Here is a 17,754-nt window from a genome sequence, read left to right on the forward strand (position 1 = left end):
AGCCGGACAGACCTGGGAAGCGCAAGCGAAGGCGACCTGCGGGGAACTGCGCACCCACCGGACGACGGCACGGGAACCGCGCACCCGCACGACACCCGTACCGGAACACGTGCGCCGACCGGCGGGAACCCGGACCCGCCCGCCCCGGGCCCCTGCGGATAGCCTGCCCGGCATGACACCCGAGGACCACCGGACCCCCGGGCCGGACCGGCACGCAGGGCCCCGCTTCGCGTTCGGGACGCTCACCGCGCTGCCCGTCCGGGTGACCCGCTGGGACCGGGACGCGGCCCGTTCCGGGATGCTCTGGGCGCCCGTCACCGGACTCGTCGTCGGGGCGTGCGGCGCGGCCCTCGGCGGCGCGCTGCTGCTCGGCGGCGCGGGACCCCTGCTCGCGGCGGTCGCCACCGTGGCCACGGGCGCGGCGCTGACCCGGGGGCTGCATCTGGACGGCCTCGCGGACACCGCCGACGGCCTCGGCAGCGGCAAGCCCGCCGACGAGGCGCTGCGGATCATGAAGCGGTCGGACATCGGCCCGTTCGGGGTGATCACCCTGCTGCTGGTGCTGCTCGCGCAGACCGCGGCGCTCGGTGAGCTGTACGCGCGCTCCTGGGCGCACGGCGCGCTCGCGGCGCTCGTCGCCGCGGTCACCGCGCGCCTCGCGCTGACGCTCACCGCGCGCCCCGGGGTGCCGCCCGCCCGGCCCGGCGGTCTGGGCGCGGCCGTCGCGGGGACCGTGCCGCTGCCCGCCGCCGCGGCCCTGCTCGCGTCGACCGCGGCCGCGTCGGCCGGTGCGGCGCTCGCCCTCGGACCGTCCGACGCCGTCCGCGCGGCCGCCGCGGTGCTCGTCGGCTGCGGCGCCGCCGAACTGCTGCTGCGCCACTGCGTCCGGCGCTTCGGCGGGGTCACCGGCGATGTGTTCGGCGGGGTCGCGGAGACCGCGGCGACCGGCGCCCTCGTCGTGCTCACCCTGGGTGGATGAACGTTCCCCGCTCCCCGCGCGTCTTCCCTTGCGCCCGCACCGGTGGGCGGCGGCGGTGTCACGGAGCGTAGGCTTCTCCGTGGCACTCTTCCGGCCCGGTCCACCCACGGGTACGAGGCCGGTCGAGCCCACCCCCTCTCGGCCATGGAACTCCTAGGAAGCGAGATCTCACCACCGTGACTGCTCTGACTCTCAGCACCGCCGCGGCATCCGGACTGCGCGCCGACGCCATCGTCGTCGGTGTCGCCAAGGGCGCCAAGGGCCTTGTGCTCGCACCCGGCTCCGAGGCCGTGGACCAGGCGTTCGACGGCACCCTCGCCGCCGCCCTGGAGACCCTCGGGGCCTCGGGCGGCGAGGGCGAGGTGACCAAGCTCCCCTCCCCCGCCGCGCTCAAGGCGCCGCTGGTGCTGGCGGTCGGGCTCGGCCCGGTCCCGGAGGCCGACGAGGACGACAGCACCGACGTCTCCGCCGACTACACCGACGAGACGCTTCGTATCGCCGCGGGCAGTGCCGCCCGTGCGCTGGCCGGGGCGAAGAAGGCCGCGTTCGCGCTGCCGCTCGCCGACGCCGAGGCCGCCGGTGCCGTCGCGGAGGGCGCGCTGCTCGGCGCGTACGCCTTCGACGCCTACAAGGCGAACGGCCGGGGCGGCAAGAACGCCAAGAACGGCAAGGCGCCCCTCGCCGAGATCGCGATCCTCGGCGGCAAGCCGCGTGACAAGGCGTACAAGGCGGCCACCGCCCGCGCGCTCGCGGTGACCGAGGAGCTGAACCGCGCCCGCGACCTGGTCAACACCCCGCCGAACGACCTCAACCCGGAGTCGTTCGCGGCCGTGGCCACCGCCGCCGCCAAGGAACACGGCATCAAGATCCAGGTGCTGGACGAGAAGGCGCTCGCCAAGGGCGGGTACGGCGGCATCCTCGGGGTCGGCGCCGGTTCCGCCGCCGCCCCCCGGCTGGTGAAGCTCACGTACACCCACCCCGACGCCGAGAAGCACCTCGCGTACGTCGGCAAGGGCATCACGTACGACTCGGGCGGCATCTCGCTGAAGCCCGCGGGGCACAACGAGACGATGAAGTGCGACATGGCCGGTGCCGCCGCCGTGTTCGCGGCGGTCGTCGCCGCCGCGCGGCTCGGGCTCGCCGTCAACGTCACCGGCTGGCTGGCGCTCGCCGAGAACATGCCCTCGGGCTCCGCGACCCGCCCCGGCGACGTGCTGCGGATGTACTCGGGCAAGACGGTCGAGGTGCTGAACACCGACGCCGAGGGCCGTCTGGTGCTCGCGGACGTGCTCGCCAAGGCGTCCGAGGAGAAGCCGGACGCCATCGTCGACGTGGCGACCCTGACCGGCGCGATGATGGTCGCGCTCGGCAACCGCACCTTCGGTGTCCTCTCCAACGACGACGCGTTCCGTACGGCGATCCACGAGACCGCCGAGGAGTCCGGCGAGCCGGCGTGGCCGATGCCGCTGCCCGAGCACCTGCGCAAGGGCATGGACTCCCCCACCGCCGACATCGCGAACATGGGCGAGCGGATGGGCGGCGGGCTGGTCGCCGGACTGTTCCTGCGCGAGTTCGTCGGCGAGGGCATCACCTGGGCCCACCTGGACATCGCGGGCCCCGCCTACAACGACGGCGGCCCCTTCGGCTACACCCCCAAGGGCGGCACCGGCTCCGCCGTGCGCACCCTGGTGCGGCTCGCCGAGCGCACCGCCGCCGGTGACCTGGGCTGACGTCCCCCGCGCACGACCGCGGCACGAGCGCCGCGCAGGTACGGCCCCGGGCTCCGCGCCCGGGGCCGTACCGGTGTGTGAGCGATACCACCAAGGGGACCGGCGTCCCTCCACCCCCCGACTAGTGCGAAGATGGGCAGCGGCAGGACAGGGCCCCCACCACAGGGCCGTAGAAAGAGCGGCCACACCAGCCGACCGGCCGGACACCCTCCGGAAACAGGGCCCGGCACGCGGCGCAATGCATGGAGGACGTGACGTGGCGAACGACGCCAGCACCGTTTTCGACCTAGTGATCCTCGGCGGCGGTAGCGGCGGTTACGCCGCGGCCCTGCGTGGCGCCCAGCTGGGTCTGGACGTCGCTCTGATCGAGAAGAACAAGCTGGGCGGTACCTGCCTGCACAACGGCTGCATCCCGACGAAGGCCCTGCTCCACGCCGGCGAGATCGCCGACCAGGCCCGCGAGGCCGAGCAGTTCGGTGTCCGGGCGACCTTCGACGGCATCGACATCAAGGCCGTCCACAAGTACAAGGACGATGTCATCGCGGGCCTCTACAAGGGCCTCCAGGGCCTGGTGGCCTCGCGCAAGGTGACGTACATCGAGGGCGAGGGCCGGCTGTCGTCGCCGACCTCGGTCGACGTGAACGGGCAGCGCGTGCAGGGCCGCCATGTGCTGCTCGCGACCGGCTCCGTGCCGAAGTCGCTGCCGGGTCTGGAGATCGACGGCAACCGCGTCATCTCCTCGGACCACGCGCTGACCCTGGACCGGGTGCCCGAGTCCGCGATCATCCTCGGCGGCGGTGTCATCGGCGTCGAGTTCGCCTCGGCGTGGAAGTCCTTCGGCACCGACGTGACCGTGGTCGAGGGCCTGAAGCACCTGGTGCCGGCCGAGGACGAGAACAGCTCCAAGCTGCTGGAGCGCGCCTTCCGCAAGCGGGGCATCAAGTTCAACCTCGGCACCTTCTTCGAGAAGGCGGAGTACACCCAGGACGGCGTCCGGGTGACCCTTGCCGACGGCAAGGTCTTCGAGGCGGAGGTGCTGCTCGTCGCCATCGGCCGCGGCCCGGTCTCCCAGGGCCTCGGGTACGAGGAGCAGGGTGTCGCGCTGGACCGCGGCTATGTCCTCGTCGACGAGTACATGCAGACCAATGTGCCCACGGTCTCGGCCGTCGGTGACCTGGTCCCGACCCTCCAGCTCGCGCACGTCGGCTTCGCGGAGGGCATCCTGGTGGCGGAGCGGCTGGCCGGTCTGAAGACCGTGCCGATCGACTACGACGGTGTGCCCCGGGTCACCTACTGCCACCCCGAGGTCGCCTCCGTGGGCATCTCCGAGGCCAAGGCCAAGGAGATCTACGGCGCGGACAAGGTCGTCGCCCTGAAGTACAACCTGGCGGGCAACGGCAAGAGCAAGATCCTGAAGACCGCGGGCGAGATCAAGCTCGTCCAGGTCAAGGACGGTGCCGTGGTCGGCGTCCATATGGTCGGCGACCGGATGGGCGAGCAGGTCGGCGAGGCCCAGTTGATCTACAACTGGGAAGCGCTGCCGGCCGAGGTCGCCCAGCTCATCCACGCCCACCCGACCCAGAACGAAGCGCTCGGCGAGGCCCACCTCGCACTGGCGGGCAAGCCCCTCCACTCCCACGACTGATTCCGGTCACCGGGCGCGACGACCACAGACTTCCGCACTTTCGTAAGGAGCAACCGAAACCATGGCGGTTTCCGTATCCCTTCCGGCGCTCGGTGAGAGCGTCACCGAGGGCACTGTCACCCGCTGGCTGAAGGCCGAGGGCGAGCGCGTCGAACTCGACGAGCCGCTGCTGGAGGTGTCGACCGACAAGGTCGACACCGAGATCCCCTCGCCCGCCGCCGGCATTCTGGCGTCCATCAAGGTCGCCGAGGACGAGACGGTGGAGGTCGGCGCAGAGCTGGCCGTCATCGACGACGGCAGCGGTGCCCCCGCCGCCGACCCGGCCCCGGCCGCCGCCGAGGCTCCCGCCCCGGCCCCCGAGCAGCCCGCCGAGCAGCCTGCCGAGACCCCGGCGCCCGTCGCCGAGGCCCCGGCCGCCGAGGCCCCCGCCGCCCCCGAGGCTCCTGCCGCCGCTCCGGCGGGCGGGGCCGCCGAGGGCACCGACGTGGTCCTTCCGGCGCTCGGTGAGAGCGTCACCGAGGGCACCGTCACCCGCTGGCTGAAGGCCGTCGGTGACTCCGTCGACGCCGACGAGCCGCTGCTGGAGGTGTCCACCGACAAGGTCGACACCGAGATCCCCTCGCCCGTCGCCGGTGTTCTCCTGGAGATCACCGTCGGTGAGGACGAGACCGCGGAGGTCGGCGCCAAGCTCGCGGTGATCGGTGCCCCGGGTGCCGCTCCCGCCGCCGCCCCGGCCCCCGCCGCGGCTCCGGCCCCGGCTCCGGCAGCCGAGGCCCCCGCCCCGGCCGCCACCCCGGCTCCGGCTGCTCCGGCGCCCGCACCGGCCGCTCCGGCCCCGGCGCCCGCCGCCGCTGCCCCGGCCGCTCCGGCTCCGGCCGCTCCGGCTCCGGCTCCGGCCGCTCCCGCGGCGCCGCAGGCTCCCTCCGCTCCCGCCCCCGCCGCCGCGCGGGACACGGACGAGGGCGCCTACGTCACCCCGCTGGTGCGCAAGCTCGCCGCCGAGAACGGTGTCGCGCTGTCGTCCGTCAAGGGCACCGGTGTCGGCGGCCGTATCCGCAAGCAGGACGTCATCGCCGCGGGAGAGGCCGCCAAGGCCGCCGCGGCTCCGGCGCCCGCCGCCGCTGCCGCACCGGCCGCCGCTCCGGCCGCCAAGAAGGCCCCGGCCCTTGAGGTGTCCCCGCTGCGCGGTCAGACGGTCAAGATGACCCGGATGCGCAAGCTCATCGGCGACAACATGATGAAGGCGCTGCACAGCCAGGCGCAGCTCACCTCGGTCGTCGAGGTGGACGTGACCCGGCTGATGCGGCTGCGTGCCCAGGCCAAGGACTCCTTCGCCGCCCGTGAGGGCGTCAAGCTGTCCCCGATGCCCTTCTACGTGAAGGCGGCGGCCCAGGCGCTCAAGGCGCACCCGATCGTCAACGCCCGGATCAACGAGGACGAGGGGACCATCACCTACTTCGACACGGAGAACATCGGCATCGCCGTGGACTCCGAGAAGGGGCTGATGACCCCGGTCATCAAGGGCGCGGGCGACCTCAACATCGCCGGTATCGCCAAGAAGACCGCCGAGCTGGCCGGTGCCGTGCGCACCAACAAGATCCGCCCCGACGACCTCGCGGGCGCGACCTTCACGGTGAGCAACACCGGCTCGCGCGGCGCGCTCTTCGACACGGTGATCGTGCCGCCCACCCAGGCCGCCATCCTGGGCATCGGCGCCACGGTCAAGCGTCCGGCGGTCATCGAGACCCCCGACGGCACCGTGATCGGCGTCCGGGACATGACGTACCTGTCGCTGTCGTACGACCACCGTCTGGTCGACGGCGCCGACGCCGCCCGGTACCTCAGCGCCGTCAAGGCGATCCTGGAGGCCGGCGAGTTCGAGGTCGAGCTCGGTCTGTAGCCGGTCCGGCCGCCCGTACGGGGATAGGTGTACGTTCCCCCGTACGGGTGACGGCCGGGTTGCCCGCGACACGCGGTTCGACGGTGCGGACGGCCTGTAAGGCTCACCACACCTGGGACAACGCCCCCGTTCGGATGACTTCCGGACGGGGGCGCAGCCGTATTGTCTAAAGGTCAACGCCCTTGGGGGTCCCCACGACGCCCGGCAGCAAGGAGCCCGTCATGACCGCGCCCGTCGTCCACTCGCTACGCGAACAGATCCGCGAGCACATCGTGGAGGGGATCGTGAGCGGGCGCTGGAAGCCGGGTGAGCGGATCGTCGAGCGGCGGATCGCCACGGAGCTGGAGGTCAGCCAGACTCCCGTGCGGGAGGCGCTGCGGGAGCTGGAGTCGCTGCGGCTGATCGAGTCGGCCCCGAACAAGGGGGTCCGGGTGCGCAACCTCAGCGCGGCGGACCTGGAGGAGAGCTATCCCGTGCGGGCGGGGCTTGAGGCGATCGCCGCGGAGCTCGCGGCGGAGCGGCTCGCGGCGGACTGCTCGGCGCTGGAGCCGCATGTGGAGGCGCTGTACGCGGCGGACCGGCTCGCCGACGGGACCGGGCAGGTGCGGCACACCGTGGCGTTCCACCGGGAGATGGTGCGGGCCGCGCGGAACGCGGTGCTGCTGCATACGTGGGAGGGGCTGGGGATCGAGGTCTTCACCTCGCTCTCCATCCGGTGGCTGGGGACGGTTCAGCAGTCCTATGCCGAGGAGCACGAGGCGCTTGTCGCGGCGTTCAAGCGGCGTGATCCGGCTATCGCCGAGCTGGTCAAGGCCCACGTACTCGGCTGCGCGCCGCGGCCCGACGCAGCGGTGTAGCTCCCGCCGGCGCCTTTGTCCGGCTGGACGCGCTTGTTCCTGTGCCGTCGCTCGTCGTTCTCGCGCAGTTCCCCACGGGTCGCCTTCGCTTGCGCTTCCCAGGTCTGTCCGGGTGGGCGCACCTTTCCTGTGCGGGTCGTTCGTGGGTGCGCAGTTCCCCGCGCCCCTGGGTTTCTTGTGCTGGACGCACTTCGTTCCTGTGCCGTCGCTCGTCGTTTTCGCGCAGTTCCCCGCGCCCCTTTGGGGCGCGTCCGGTCGGTTCTTCGGGTCGGTGCCGGTCGGGATTCTCCGTCCTCGATCCGACACGCTCGGTAAGACGTTCCGTGGTCCGACTGAAGAGCATCGGAGTCTGCGAGCAGAGATTCCCGCCCACCCCCTCCCGCAGCAGCGCGACTCCGCGAGGAGGGGGGTTTGAACCCCAGCCCCGGGCTGACGCCGGCCCGCTGTCTGACCCCACCCGCAGACTGAGAACAGCCCCAGGTGAGCGCCCCCAAAGGGGCGCGAGGAACTGCGCGAAGACGAGGACCGGCCCGCACCCGACGAACAAGCCCGAAGGGGCAGCATCCAGGGGCGCGGGGAACTGCGCGAGCAACCAACGACCACCCGCACCCGAACGGGAACCGCAAGAGGCGCGACCCAAGGGGCGCGGGGAACTGCGCACCCCACGAGCGACGGCACAGGGACAAGTGCCCCCAGCACAGGAAACCCAGGGGCGCGGGGAACTGCGCAAAAACGACGAGTGACGGCACAGGAACACGTACGTCCAGCCGGACAGACCTGGGAAGCGCAAGCGAAGGCGGCCCGCACAGGGGACCCGGACCCGCGTCGGCGGGCATCCCTCCGCGGCCCGGGGTTCAAGGGAGACGCGAACCGCTCAAACGTGCGGAGCACCCCCGCCCACCTGCGAAAACCAGGGCACCCCATGCCTGCCGCAGAGGCACTCCGTGCCGACTTTCTTGATTCGGAGAGGTTTTACCGATCAACCCTTTGATCGATCATCGATCAGGGAGTTACAGTCACCGTCGGGCTCCTACCCGAGCCCTCGCCCTGTCCTGCCAAGAACAAGGGCACCCCCCGGACCCCTACCGATGAGGGAACCCCCTTCGACACCGGAAGGCGGCGAAATGACCGACCCCACCGCGATCCAGCCCAGCCAGCTCGACCAGCTCCCCGACCGTGACCCCGAGGAGACCGCCGAATGGCAGGCCTCCCTGGACGCCGTCACCAAGGCCGCCGGTCCCCACCGTGCCGCGTACCTGATGCGGCGCACGCTGGAGCGCGCCGAGGGCGCCGGTCTCGCGCTGCCCAAGCTGCTGGAGACCGACTACGTCAACACGATCCCGACCTCCGCCGAGCCCGCGCCCGAGGGTGACGAGGCGCTGGAGCAGCGGATCGCCGGCTGGAACCGCTGGAACGCGGCGGCCATGGTCACCCGCGGCAGCAAACACGGCGTCGGCGGCCATATCGCGACGTTCGCCTCGGCCGCCTGGCTGTACGAGACCGGCTTCAACCACTTCTTCCGGGGCAAGGAGGCGGCGGACGCGCCGGGCTCCGGCGACCAGCTCTACATCCAGGGTCACGCCTCCCCCGGCATCTACGCCCGTGCCTTCCTCGACGGCAGGCTCACCGAGGCGCACCTGGACAACTTCCGCCAGGAGGCGGGCGGCAACGGACTGCCCTCCTACCCGCACCCGCGGCGGCTGCCCTGGCTCTGGGAGTTCCCGACCGTCTCCATGGGTCTCGGCCCGCTGTCGGCGATCTACCAGGCCCGGTTCAACCGGTATCTGACCAACCGCGGCATCAAGGACCTGTCCGCCTCGCATGTGTGGGCGTTCCTCGGTGACGGTGAGATGGACGAGCCCGAGTCGACGGCGGCCCTCGCGCTCGCCGCCCGCGAGGAGCTGGACAACCTCACCTTCGTCATCAACTGCAACCTCCAGCGCCTCGACGGCCCGGTCCGCGCCAACTTCAAGATCGTCCAGGAGCTGGAGGCCCAGTTCCGGGGCGCCGGCTGGAATGTCGTGAAGTCGCTGTGGGGCACCGCCTGGGACGAGCTGTTCCAGCTGGACACCACCGGCGCCCTGGTACGGCGGCTGCGTGAGGTACCCGACGCGCAGGTGCAGACGTACCAGACGCGTGACGCGGCCTACATCCGCGCGGACTTCTTCGGCAAGGACCCGGCGCTGGCGGAGCTCTCGAAGCTCGTCAGCGACGACAAGATCCTGGAGTGCTTCCATCTGTCGCGCGGTGGCCACGAGCCGCGCAAGGTGTACGCCGCCTACCGTGCCGCGGTCTCCCACAAGGGCGCGCCGACGGTGATCCTCGCGCAGACCGTGAAGGGCTTCACCCTGGGTCGGGGCTTCGCGTCGAAGAACGCGAACCACCAGATGAAGAAGCTGTCCACGGACGAGTTCAAGGACATGCGGGACCTGCTGGACCTGCCGATCGCGGACAGCGCGTTCGTCGACGGTGTGGTGCCCTACGGCCACCCCGGCGCCGACTCCCCCGAGGTCCGCTACCTCCAGGAGCGCCGCGCGGCCCTCGGCGGCCCCGCCCCCGCGCGCCGGGTGCACCCGGTGGCGCCGCTGCCCGCGCCCGCGGACAAGGCGTTCGCGTCGTTCGACAAGGGCTCCGGCAGCCAGTCGGTCGCCACGACGATGGCGTTCGTCCGGCTGGTCAAGGACCTCATCCGGGACAAGGAGACCGGCCGCCGCTGGGTGCCGATCGTCCCCGACGAGGCCCGCACCTTCGGTATGGAGTCGCTGTTCCCGTCGCTCGGGATCTACTCGCCGAAGGGCCAGACGTACGAGCCGGTCGACCGTGACCAGCTGATGTACTACCGCGAGGCCCAGGACGGCCAGATCCTCAACGAGGGGATCACCGAGGCCGGGTCCATGGCGGACTTCATCGCCGCGAGCACGTCGTACGCGACGCACGGCGAGACGATGATCCCGTTCTACATCTTCTACTCGATGTTCGGCTGGCAGCGCACCGCCGACCAGATGTGGCAGCTCGGCGACCAGCTCGGGCGCGGCTTCCTGGTGGGCGCGACGGCCGGGCGGACCACGCTGACCGGTGAGGGCCTCCAGCACGCCGACGGGCACTCGCCGGTGATCGCCGCGACCAACCCGGCCGCGATGTCGTACGACCCGGCGTTCGCGTACGAGGTCGCCGCGATCGTCAAGGACGGTCTGCGGCGGATGTACGGCGAGCCGGTGGCCGGTGAGGACCAGGACGTCTTCTACTACCTCACGGTCTACAACGAGCCGATGCCGCAGCCCGCGAAGCCGGGCGGGATCGACGAGGGCATCGTCAAGGGGCTGTACCGCTTCAACACCGCGGAGTCCGCCGGGCTCACCCTGCCGGTGAACGCGCCGCGTATCCAGCTGCTCGGCTCCGGTACGGCGATCCACTGGGCGCTGAAGGCGCAGCGGATGCTGGCGGAGGAGTGGGGCGTCGGGTCCGACGTATGGTCGGCGACTTCGTGGACCGAGCTGCGGCGCGACGCGCTGGAGGCGGACGCGGCGGTGCTGCGCGGTGAGGACCGGACGCCGTTCCTGCGCAAGGCGCTCGCCGGGGCCGAGGGGCCCGTGCTGGCCGTCAGCGACTACATGCGGCAGGTGCCGGACCAGATCGCGCAGTGGGTCGAGCAGGACTGGACCTCGCTGGGGGCCGACGGGTTCGGGCTCTCCGACACCCGCGACGCCGCGCGCCGCCACTTCGGTGTCGACGCCGAGTCGGTCGTCGTGGCCGCGCTGGCCCAGCTGGCGCGCCGCGGTGAGGTACCCGCCGCCGCGGTGAAGGAGTCGCGCGAGCGTTACGGGCTGTAGCGGTCCGGGAGCAGCCGTCCGAGGGGCGGGGGTGCGGGTGGCCGTGACGGCCGTCCGCGCCCCCGCCCTTCGGCGTTCCCCGGGCGGGCCGGGGGCAGGGGTGGCGGGCGGCATCATGGGGGGATGCGGGCTGCGCGGTTGATCAGGATGGTGCTGCTGCTCCAGGCGCGGGCGTCGATGACGGCGGCCGAGCTGGCGCGGGAGCTGGAGGTGTCCGAGCGGACCGTCACCCGGGACGCACAGGCCCTCTCCGAGGCCGGGGTGCCGGTGTACGCGGACCGGGGGCGCGTGGGCGGCTACCGGCTCGTGGGCGGCTACCGCACCCGGCTGACGGGCCTGGACCGGGGCGAGGCGGAGGCGCTGTTCCTGTCGGGGGTGCCGGGTGCCCTGCGGGAGATGGGGCTGGAGGACGCGGCGTCGGCGGCCCGGCTGAAGGTGTCGGCCGCGCTGATGCCGTCGTTGCGCGGCGCGTCCCGTACGGCCGCGCAGCGGTTCCATCTGGACGCCCCGGGCTGGTTCCACGCGCCGAAGGCCCCGGCGCTGCTGCCCGCGGTCGCGGACGCCGTCTGGGACGACCGCCGGATCACCGCCCGCTACCGCCAGGGCGGCGGCGTCTCCCCGGGGAGCGGCGAGGGGGAGGACGCGCGCCCCGCCGAGGTGGAGCGGGTGCTGGAGCCGTACGGGCTGGTCCTGAAGGCGGGTGTCTGGTACCTGTGCGCCCGGGCGGACACGGGGGCGTACCGGGTCTACCGGATCGACCGGTTCACGGCGGTAGCGGCCGGGGCGGAGCGGTTCGACCGGGACGGGGATTTCGATCTGCCGGGGTTCTGGGCCGAGCGGGGCGCGCAGTTCGCGCGGGCCCTGCTGCGTACGTCGGCGGTCGTCCGGCTGTCGGCGGAGGGGGCGCGGCTGCTGCGGCACGCGGTGGGCGCGGCTGCGGCCGGGGAGGCGCTGGCGGAGCCCGGGGAGCCGGACGCGCGGGGCCGGGTGACGGTCACGGTGCCCGTGGAGTCGGACGAGGTGGCGTACAGCCAGCTGCTGATGCTGGGGCCGGAGGCGGAGGTGCTCGCGCCGCCCGCGCTGCGGCGCCGGTTCACGGACGCGACGGAGCGGATGGCGCGCCACTACCGCTGACGGACCGGCGGCGGCCCGTGTCTCCCCCGGGCGGAGACACGGGCCGCGCGCGTGCGGGTCAGCGGCGGTGGGCCGCCGGATCGGGGTGCTCGCCCGCCCGCTCCTTGAGGATGAAGCCCCAGACGTCCGGGCGGCTGCCGTCCGTGTCGGTGACGCCGTACTCGCGGGCGAGTTCGCCGCTGTCGAGGGACCGTCCGGTGAAGCGGCGCCGGTCCGGGTCGGCGGCGAGGGCGGCGATCCCCCGGGCGAGGTAGGCCGGTGACTCGGACAGTTCCCAGTGCTGTTGCCCGCCGATGCCGTCCCGCCAGGTCTCCTCGGTCAGGCCGAAGGCGTCGAGCATCTCCTCGGAGCGCAGGAAGCCGGGGGTGACGGCGACAGCGGTGCCGCCGACGTCCTCCAGTTCCCCGGCGAGGAGGAAGGCCATCCGGATGGGGGCGTTCTTGGCGAGGTCGTAGTAGAAGTTCTCCCGGGAGACCTGGTTGGTGCGGGCGGTGCCGTCGGTGACCTCGATGAGCAGGGCGCCGGGGTGCCGGACCAGCAGGGGCAGCGCGACACTGCTGGTGATGATGTGGCTGCGGACCCCGAGGTCGAGCATCCGCAGGCCCCGGTCGAGGTCGACGTCCCACATCCGGGTGCCGAAGTCGAGGAGCGGGTTTCCGCCCCACATGTCGTTGACGAGGATGTCGAGCCGTCCGTGGTCGCGTTCCACCCGGTCGAGCAGGGCGCGTACCCGGTCGGCCTCCAGATGGTCGGTCGGGACGGCGATCCCGGCGCCGCCGGAGTGCGCGGCGGCCGCCGCCGCGTCGACGAGTTCCACCGTGCCCTCGATGGTCTCCGTGGCGCGTCCCAGTTCGCTGACCCGCGCGCGGGTGGTACGTCCGGTGGCGTAGACGGTGGCTCCGGCGCGGCCGAGTTCCACGGCGATGGCGCGTCCGGCGCCCCGGGTGGCCCCGGCGACCAGGGCGATCCGGCCGGTCAGGGGCCCGCCGGGCGGGGTGGTCGCGGTGCCGGTGGCGGGAAGCGGAGTGGTGTGGTCGGTCATGGACCCGATGGTGCCGTCCAATCCGGACATCCTCTGTCGCCTTTCCGGCGGGGCTCCCCGGACCGGCCGCAACGGGTGCACGTACGCGCACTCGGCGTGCGGCGCGGGGGCCGAAGGCCGATGCTGGTCCCGTGATGGACGAGACGGAGTTCTGGGAGCTGATCGACAGCACCCGCGAGGCCGCCGGGCCGGACCCCGACGACCAGGCCGACGCGCTGGTCGAGCGGCTGCTGGGGCTGGACCCCGAGTCCGTCCTGGACTTCTCCCGGCATTTCGAGGCCCGCTACAACCGGGCATACCGCTGGGATCTGTGGGGCGCCGCCTGGGTGCTGCTGGACGGGGTCAGCGACGACGCGTTCGACTTCTTCCGCTGCTGGCTGATCGGCCAGGGCCGGGAGGTCTTCGAGGGCGCCCTGCACTCCCCCGACGACCTGGCCGGGCTGCTGGACGACTTCGACCCGGCGGTGGACGGCGACGCGGAGGAGCTGGGGTACGCGGCGGACGAGGCGTACGAGCAGCTGACCGGTTCGGCCGCGCCGGACCTGGGGCTGCCGCCCCCGCCGCGGGAGCCGGAGGGCAGTCCGCTGGACTTCGAGGACGACGCCGTCCTCGCGAGCTACTACCCCCGGCTGTGGGACCGCTTCGGCCAGTCGGACATCTGAGCCGCCCGGGGCCCGCCGGTCACAGGGAGCGGCCCATCAGCACGTCGTCCACGTACTGCCCGCCGACGAGGAACTCCTCCGGCTGGACGCCCTCGACGGTGAAGCCCTCCGACTCGTACAGCGCGCGGGCGGGGGCGTTGTGTCCGAGGACGCGCAGGGTGATCCGCCGCGCGCCCCGCCGCCCGGCCTCCGCGACGGCGGCCCGCACCAGGGCGCGGCCCGCCCCGGTGCCGCGCGCGCCGTCGGTGACGGCGAGGCCCTGGATCTGCCGGACATGGGCGTTGGACGCGAGCGGGGTGGGGCTGCCGAGCCGGACATAGCCGACGACGGCGCCCGCCAGTTCGGCCACCAGATGGTCGTCGACAGCGTGCCGCTCGTCGAAGAACGGCTGGTACGGGGGCTCCGGCGCGGGGGAGACCGCGTGCAGGGTCGACCAGGTGTCACGGTCGATACGGGCGAGCGTGTCCTCGTCCCCGGCGCGCGCGGGACGTACGGACGGTACGGGACGATCGGGCATACCCGTCACCCTAAGGGGCAGGCGGGACGGCGTGCCGGGAAATTTCCGGTGCTGGTGAGCGCGTCCCGCCGGGGGCGCGCGAGGGTTCCATGGGCAGGATGGGGTCATGCAGGCATCCCGTATCGCGGTCGCCGGAGCCTCCGGGCTGATCGGCTCCGCCCTCGTACGTTCCCTGGGCGCCGACGGACACCAGGTGGTCCGGCTGGTGCGGCGCGCGCCGCGCGGACCCGACGAGCTCCGCTGGGACCCGCTGCGCCAGCGGATCGACGCGGCCGGTCTCGCGGGCTGCGACGCCGTGGTGAACCTCGCGGGCGCGGGGGTGGCCGACCACCGCTGGACGGCGGCGTACAAACGCCGGATCCGGGACAGCCGGGTGCTCGGTACGGTCACCCTCGCGGAGGCCGTCGCGGCGCTGGACGTCCCGCCCCGGGTGTTCGTGAACGGCAGCGCGATCGGTTTCTACGGCGACACCGGTGACCGCGCGGTCGACGAGAGCGCGCCGCCCGGCTCCGGGTTCCTCGCCTCGCTGGGGATCGAGTGGGAGGAGGCCGCGGCGCCCGCCGAGGAGGCGGGGGTACGGACGGTGTTCGCCCGTACCGGGCTCGTGGTGGCCCGGCAGGGCGGGGCCTGGCAGCGGTTGTTCCCGCTGTTCAAGGCGGGGCTCGGGGGGCGGCTCGGGGACGGGCGGCACTACTGGAGCTTCATCTCGCTGCACGACGAGGTGGCCGCGTTGCGGTATCTGCTGGACACCGAGGAGCTGTCGGGCCCGGTGAACCTGACGGCGCCCGAGCCGCTGACGAACCGTGAGATCACGGCGGCGATGGGGCGGGTGCTGCGGCGTCCGGCGGTGTTCACCGCGCCGGCCCCCGCGGTGCGGTTGCTGCTCGGCGAGATGGCGACGGACGTGCTGACCAGTACCCGGGCGGTGCCCCGCAAGCTGCTGGACTCGGGGTTCGCCTTCGCGTTCCCCGGCATCGACGAGACCCTGCGGTCCGCCCTCCACTGACCGCCTTCGCTTGCGCCTTCGAGTTCTCCGGTGCGGGTCGTCCTCGCTTGCGCCTCTGGGTCTGTCCGGCTGGGCGTACTTGTCCCTGTGCCGTCGCTCGTGGGTTTCGCGCAGTTCCCCGCGCCCCTGGGGTTCCCCACCTGGGCGTACCTGTTCTCGTGCGGGTACTCCGGGGGTGCGCAGTTCCCCGCGCCCCTGGATGCTGCCCTGTTGCGGTTGCTCTTCGGGTGCGGGCCGGTTCTCGTCTTTCGCGCAGTTCCCCGCGTCCCTGGATGCTGCCCTGTTGCGGTTGCTCTTCGGGGGCGGGCCGGTTCTCGTCTTTCGCGCAGTTCCCCGCGCCCCTGGATGCTGCCCCGTTGCGGTCGCTTCTTCGGGTGCGGGTCGCCCTCGCGCAGTTCCCCGCGCCCCTGGGGTTCCCCACCTGGGCGTACCTGTTCTCGTGCGGGTACTCCGGGGGTGCGCAGTTCCCCGCGCCCCTTTGGGGCGCTCCTTCAGGCGGCCTTTCGGGTGCGGGACCACCCTCCCCGCGCAGTCGCCGGACTCACCGGAGGGGGTGGGCGGGAATCTCTGCCCGCAGACTCCGATGCTCTTCAGTAGGACCACATGAACGTCCGACCGAGCGCGTCGGATCGAGGACGGAGAATCCCGACCGGCACCGACCCGAAGAACAAGCCGGACGCGCCCCAAAGGGGCGCGGGGAACTGCGCAAAAACGAGAACAGGCCCGCACCCGAAGAGCGACACCAGGAGGCAGCACCCAGGGGCGCGGGGAACTGCGCACCCACGAGCGACGGCACAGGAACGAAGTACGCCCAGCCGGACAGACCCCGGGGGCGCAAGCGAAGGCGACCCGTGCGTCCGTGCCACGGCGACGCGCGACTCCCGGAACCGCGTGGGTCTCCTAATCTCGACCGGAACTCGGGTATTCCGGAGCCGTGTTGGGGGCAGGAACGCCCGCAGCAGCCGCGCAACCTCGGGGAGGAGCACGTGCCTGAGCACGCACGCAACGCGGACGTCGTCATCGTAGGGGCGGGGGTCGCCGGACTCTCGGCCGCCCGGCACCTGGTCAGGGCGGGGATCGCCACGGTGGTGCTGGAGGCCGCAGGCCGGCCCGGTGGACGGATGTCCACCGAGGAGGTCGACGGCTTCCGGCTGGACCGGATCGCCCGCCCGCTGTCCACCGCGTATCCCGAACTCCGTCGCACACCGGCCCTGGAGGGCCTGGTCCTGCGGCCGTTCGCGCCGGGGGTGCTGATCCGGGGCGAGGACAGGTTCCACCGGATCGGCGAACCGAGAAACGTCCGGCGCGCGCGGGGCGCACGGAGCGCACGCGGTGCGCTGCGGGCGGCGCGGGCCCTGGCGCACACCCCCCGGGGCCCCCGGGCGGGCTGGTCGCCCCGGGTCGCGGGCCCCATCGGGGGCCCACTGGACCAGGCGCGGCTCGCGTCGGCGCTGGCCCGGCTCGCGGACACCCCGGTGGAGCGGCTGCTGGCCCGCCCGGAGGTGCCGACGGCCGAGGCCCTCCCGGCACGAGGGTTCGCGCCCCGGACCGTCGACGGGTTCCTGCGTCCGCTGCTGTCCGCCCTGCTGTGCGATCCGGAGCTCACCACGTCCAGCCGCTGCGCGGACCTCGCGCTGCACGCGTTCGCCCGGGGGCGGCTGTGTCTGCCCGAGGGGGGCGCACAGGCCCTCCCGGACCGGCTGGCGGCCTCGCTGCCGCCGGGGACGGTGCGTACCGGGGTGCGGGCGCGGACGGTGTCCACGACACGGGTGGGGACCGAGGAGCACGGTGAGATCCGCTGCCGCGCGGTGCTGCTGGCCACGGACGCCAGATCGGCCGCCGAACTGCTGCCGGGGCTGCGGGTGCCGGACTTCCATCCGGTGACGGTGGTCCATCACGCGGCCGGGGAGCCGCCGCTGGACGAGCCCTCGCTGGTGCTGGAGACGGAACGCCGTGGTCCGGTGGCGCACACGGCGGTGGTCAGCCAGGTCGACCCGAGCCGCGCCCCGGCGGGGCGGTCCCTGATCACGTCGACGGTGCTCGGGGCGCCGCCGCCCGGTCTGGAACGGCTGGTCCTGGCGCAGCTCGCGGAGCTGTACGGCACCTCGACGCGGGGGTGGGAGCTGCTGGCCGTGCACCAGGTGCCGGACGCGGTGCCCGCGATGCCCGCGCCCCATGATCCACGGCGGCCGGTCCGGGTGCTGTCCGGGCTGTACGTCTGCGGCGACCACCGGGACACGAGCACCCTCGGTGGCGCCATCCAGTCCGGGCACCGCGCCGCGACGGCGATCCTCACGGATCTCGCCCCGGAGCGTTCCCGGCCCCCGGAGCGGCTCGCGGCCTGACCCCGTACCTGCCGGGGGGCGGTACGGGGCCGGGCCGCGATGCCACGGACGCGGTACCTCGGACGTGATGCCTCCGAGTACCTCCGGCCGGTGCCTCGGACCGGTGC

12 protein-coding genes are annotated in these 17,754 nt (G+C 73.1%); 10 read left to right on the top strand and 2 right to left on the bottom strand.

The annotated features are described in order from the left end of the window. The first annotated feature begins 172 nt into the window (after window positions 1–172). The 7 genes from AB852_RS22055 (at window position 173) to AB852_RS22085 (ending at window position 12,075) form a co-directional block, all read left to right on the top strand. Window positions 173–979 (top strand): adenosylcobinamide-GDP ribazoletransferase, encoded by an 807-nt coding sequence (locus AB852_RS22055; protein WP_073791314.1) that lies wholly within the window; start codon window positions 173–175, stop codon window positions 977–979. A 176-nt stretch (window positions 980–1,155) separates the two neighbouring features. Beyond that, on the top strand, window positions 1,156–2,709 hold the full coding sequence (locus AB852_RS22060; RefSeq protein ID WP_073791317.1) for a leucyl aminopeptidase: 1,554 nt from the start codon (window positions 1,156–1,158) through the stop codon (window positions 2,707–2,709). Between the two features lie 256 nt (window positions 2,710–2,965). After that, window positions 2,966–4,354, top strand: a complete 1,389-nt coding sequence (gene lpdA / locus AB852_RS22065; protein WP_073791320.1) for a dihydrolipoyl dehydrogenase — start codon at window positions 2,966–2,968, stop codon at window positions 4,352–4,354. Between the two features lie 61 nt (window positions 4,355–4,415). Continuing rightward, a complete protein-coding gene (gene sucB / locus AB852_RS22070; protein WP_073791323.1) occupies window positions 4,416–6,254 on the top strand; it encodes a 2-oxoglutarate dehydrogenase, E2 component, dihydrolipoamide succinyltransferase in 1,839 nt (612 codons plus the stop codon). Between the two features lie 221 nt (window positions 6,255–6,475). After that, the gene (locus AB852_RS22075) at window positions 6,476–7,111 is read left to right on the top strand and encodes a GntR family transcriptional regulator (protein ID WP_073791326.1); all 636 of its coding nucleotides are present in this window, start codon (window positions 6,476–6,478) and stop codon (window positions 7,109–7,111) included. Window positions 7,112–8,235: 1,124 nt separating this feature from the next. Next, window positions 8,236–10,941 (top strand): pyruvate dehydrogenase (acetyl-transferring), homodimeric type, encoded by a 2,706-nt coding sequence (gene aceE / locus AB852_RS22080; protein WP_073791329.1) that lies wholly within the window; start codon window positions 8,236–8,238, stop codon window positions 10,939–10,941. Between the two features lie 123 nt (window positions 10,942–11,064). Continuing rightward, a complete protein-coding gene (locus AB852_RS22085) occupies window positions 11,065–12,075 on the top strand; it encodes a helix-turn-helix transcriptional regulator (protein WP_073791332.1) in 1,011 nt (336 codons plus the stop codon). A 58-nt stretch (window positions 12,076–12,133) separates the two neighbouring features. Here the strand turns inward: AB852_RS22085 and AB852_RS22090 are convergent, their stop codons facing one another. Beyond that, window positions 12,134–13,117 (bottom strand): SDR family oxidoreductase, encoded by a 984-nt coding sequence (locus tag AB852_RS22090; protein ID WP_073791712.1) that lies wholly within the window; start codon window positions 13,115–13,117, stop codon window positions 12,134–12,136. 134 nt (window positions 13,118–13,251) lie between these two features. Here AB852_RS22090 and AB852_RS22095 point away from each other — a divergent pair, with 134 nt between their 5' ends. Beyond that, window positions 13,252–13,779, top strand: a complete 528-nt coding sequence (locus tag AB852_RS22095) for a DUF4240 domain-containing protein (RefSeq protein WP_073791335.1) — start codon at window positions 13,252–13,254, stop codon at window positions 13,777–13,779. Between the two features lie 19 nt (window positions 13,780–13,798). On the opposite strand, the gene AB852_RS22100 is transcribed toward AB852_RS22095, so the two are convergent. Continuing rightward, complete coding sequence (locus AB852_RS22100; RefSeq protein WP_073791350.1) at window positions 13,799–14,296, bottom strand: GNAT family N-acetyltransferase; 498 nt, start codon at window positions 14,294–14,296, stop codon at window positions 13,799–13,801. Window positions 14,297–14,402: 106 nt separating this feature from the next. On the opposite strand from AB852_RS22100, the gene AB852_RS22105 reads away from it, so the two are divergent. Both AB852_RS22105 and AB852_RS22110 read left to right on the top strand, forming a co-directional pair. After that, a complete protein-coding gene (locus AB852_RS22105) occupies window positions 14,403–15,302 on the top strand; it encodes a TIGR01777 family oxidoreductase (protein WP_073791353.1) in 900 nt (299 codons plus the stop codon). Window positions 15,303–16,288: 986 nt separating this feature from the next. Further along, window positions 16,289–17,647 (top strand): NAD(P)/FAD-dependent oxidoreductase, encoded by a 1,359-nt coding sequence (locus tag AB852_RS22110; protein ID WP_073791355.1) that lies wholly within the window; start codon window positions 16,289–16,291, stop codon window positions 17,645–17,647. Window positions 17,648–17,754 lie beyond the last annotated feature (107 nt).

The sequence above is a fragment of the Streptomyces uncialis genome (assembly GCF_001905345.1).
Lineage (GTDB): Bacteria > Actinomycetota > Actinomycetes > Streptomycetales > Streptomycetaceae > Streptomyces > Streptomyces uncialis.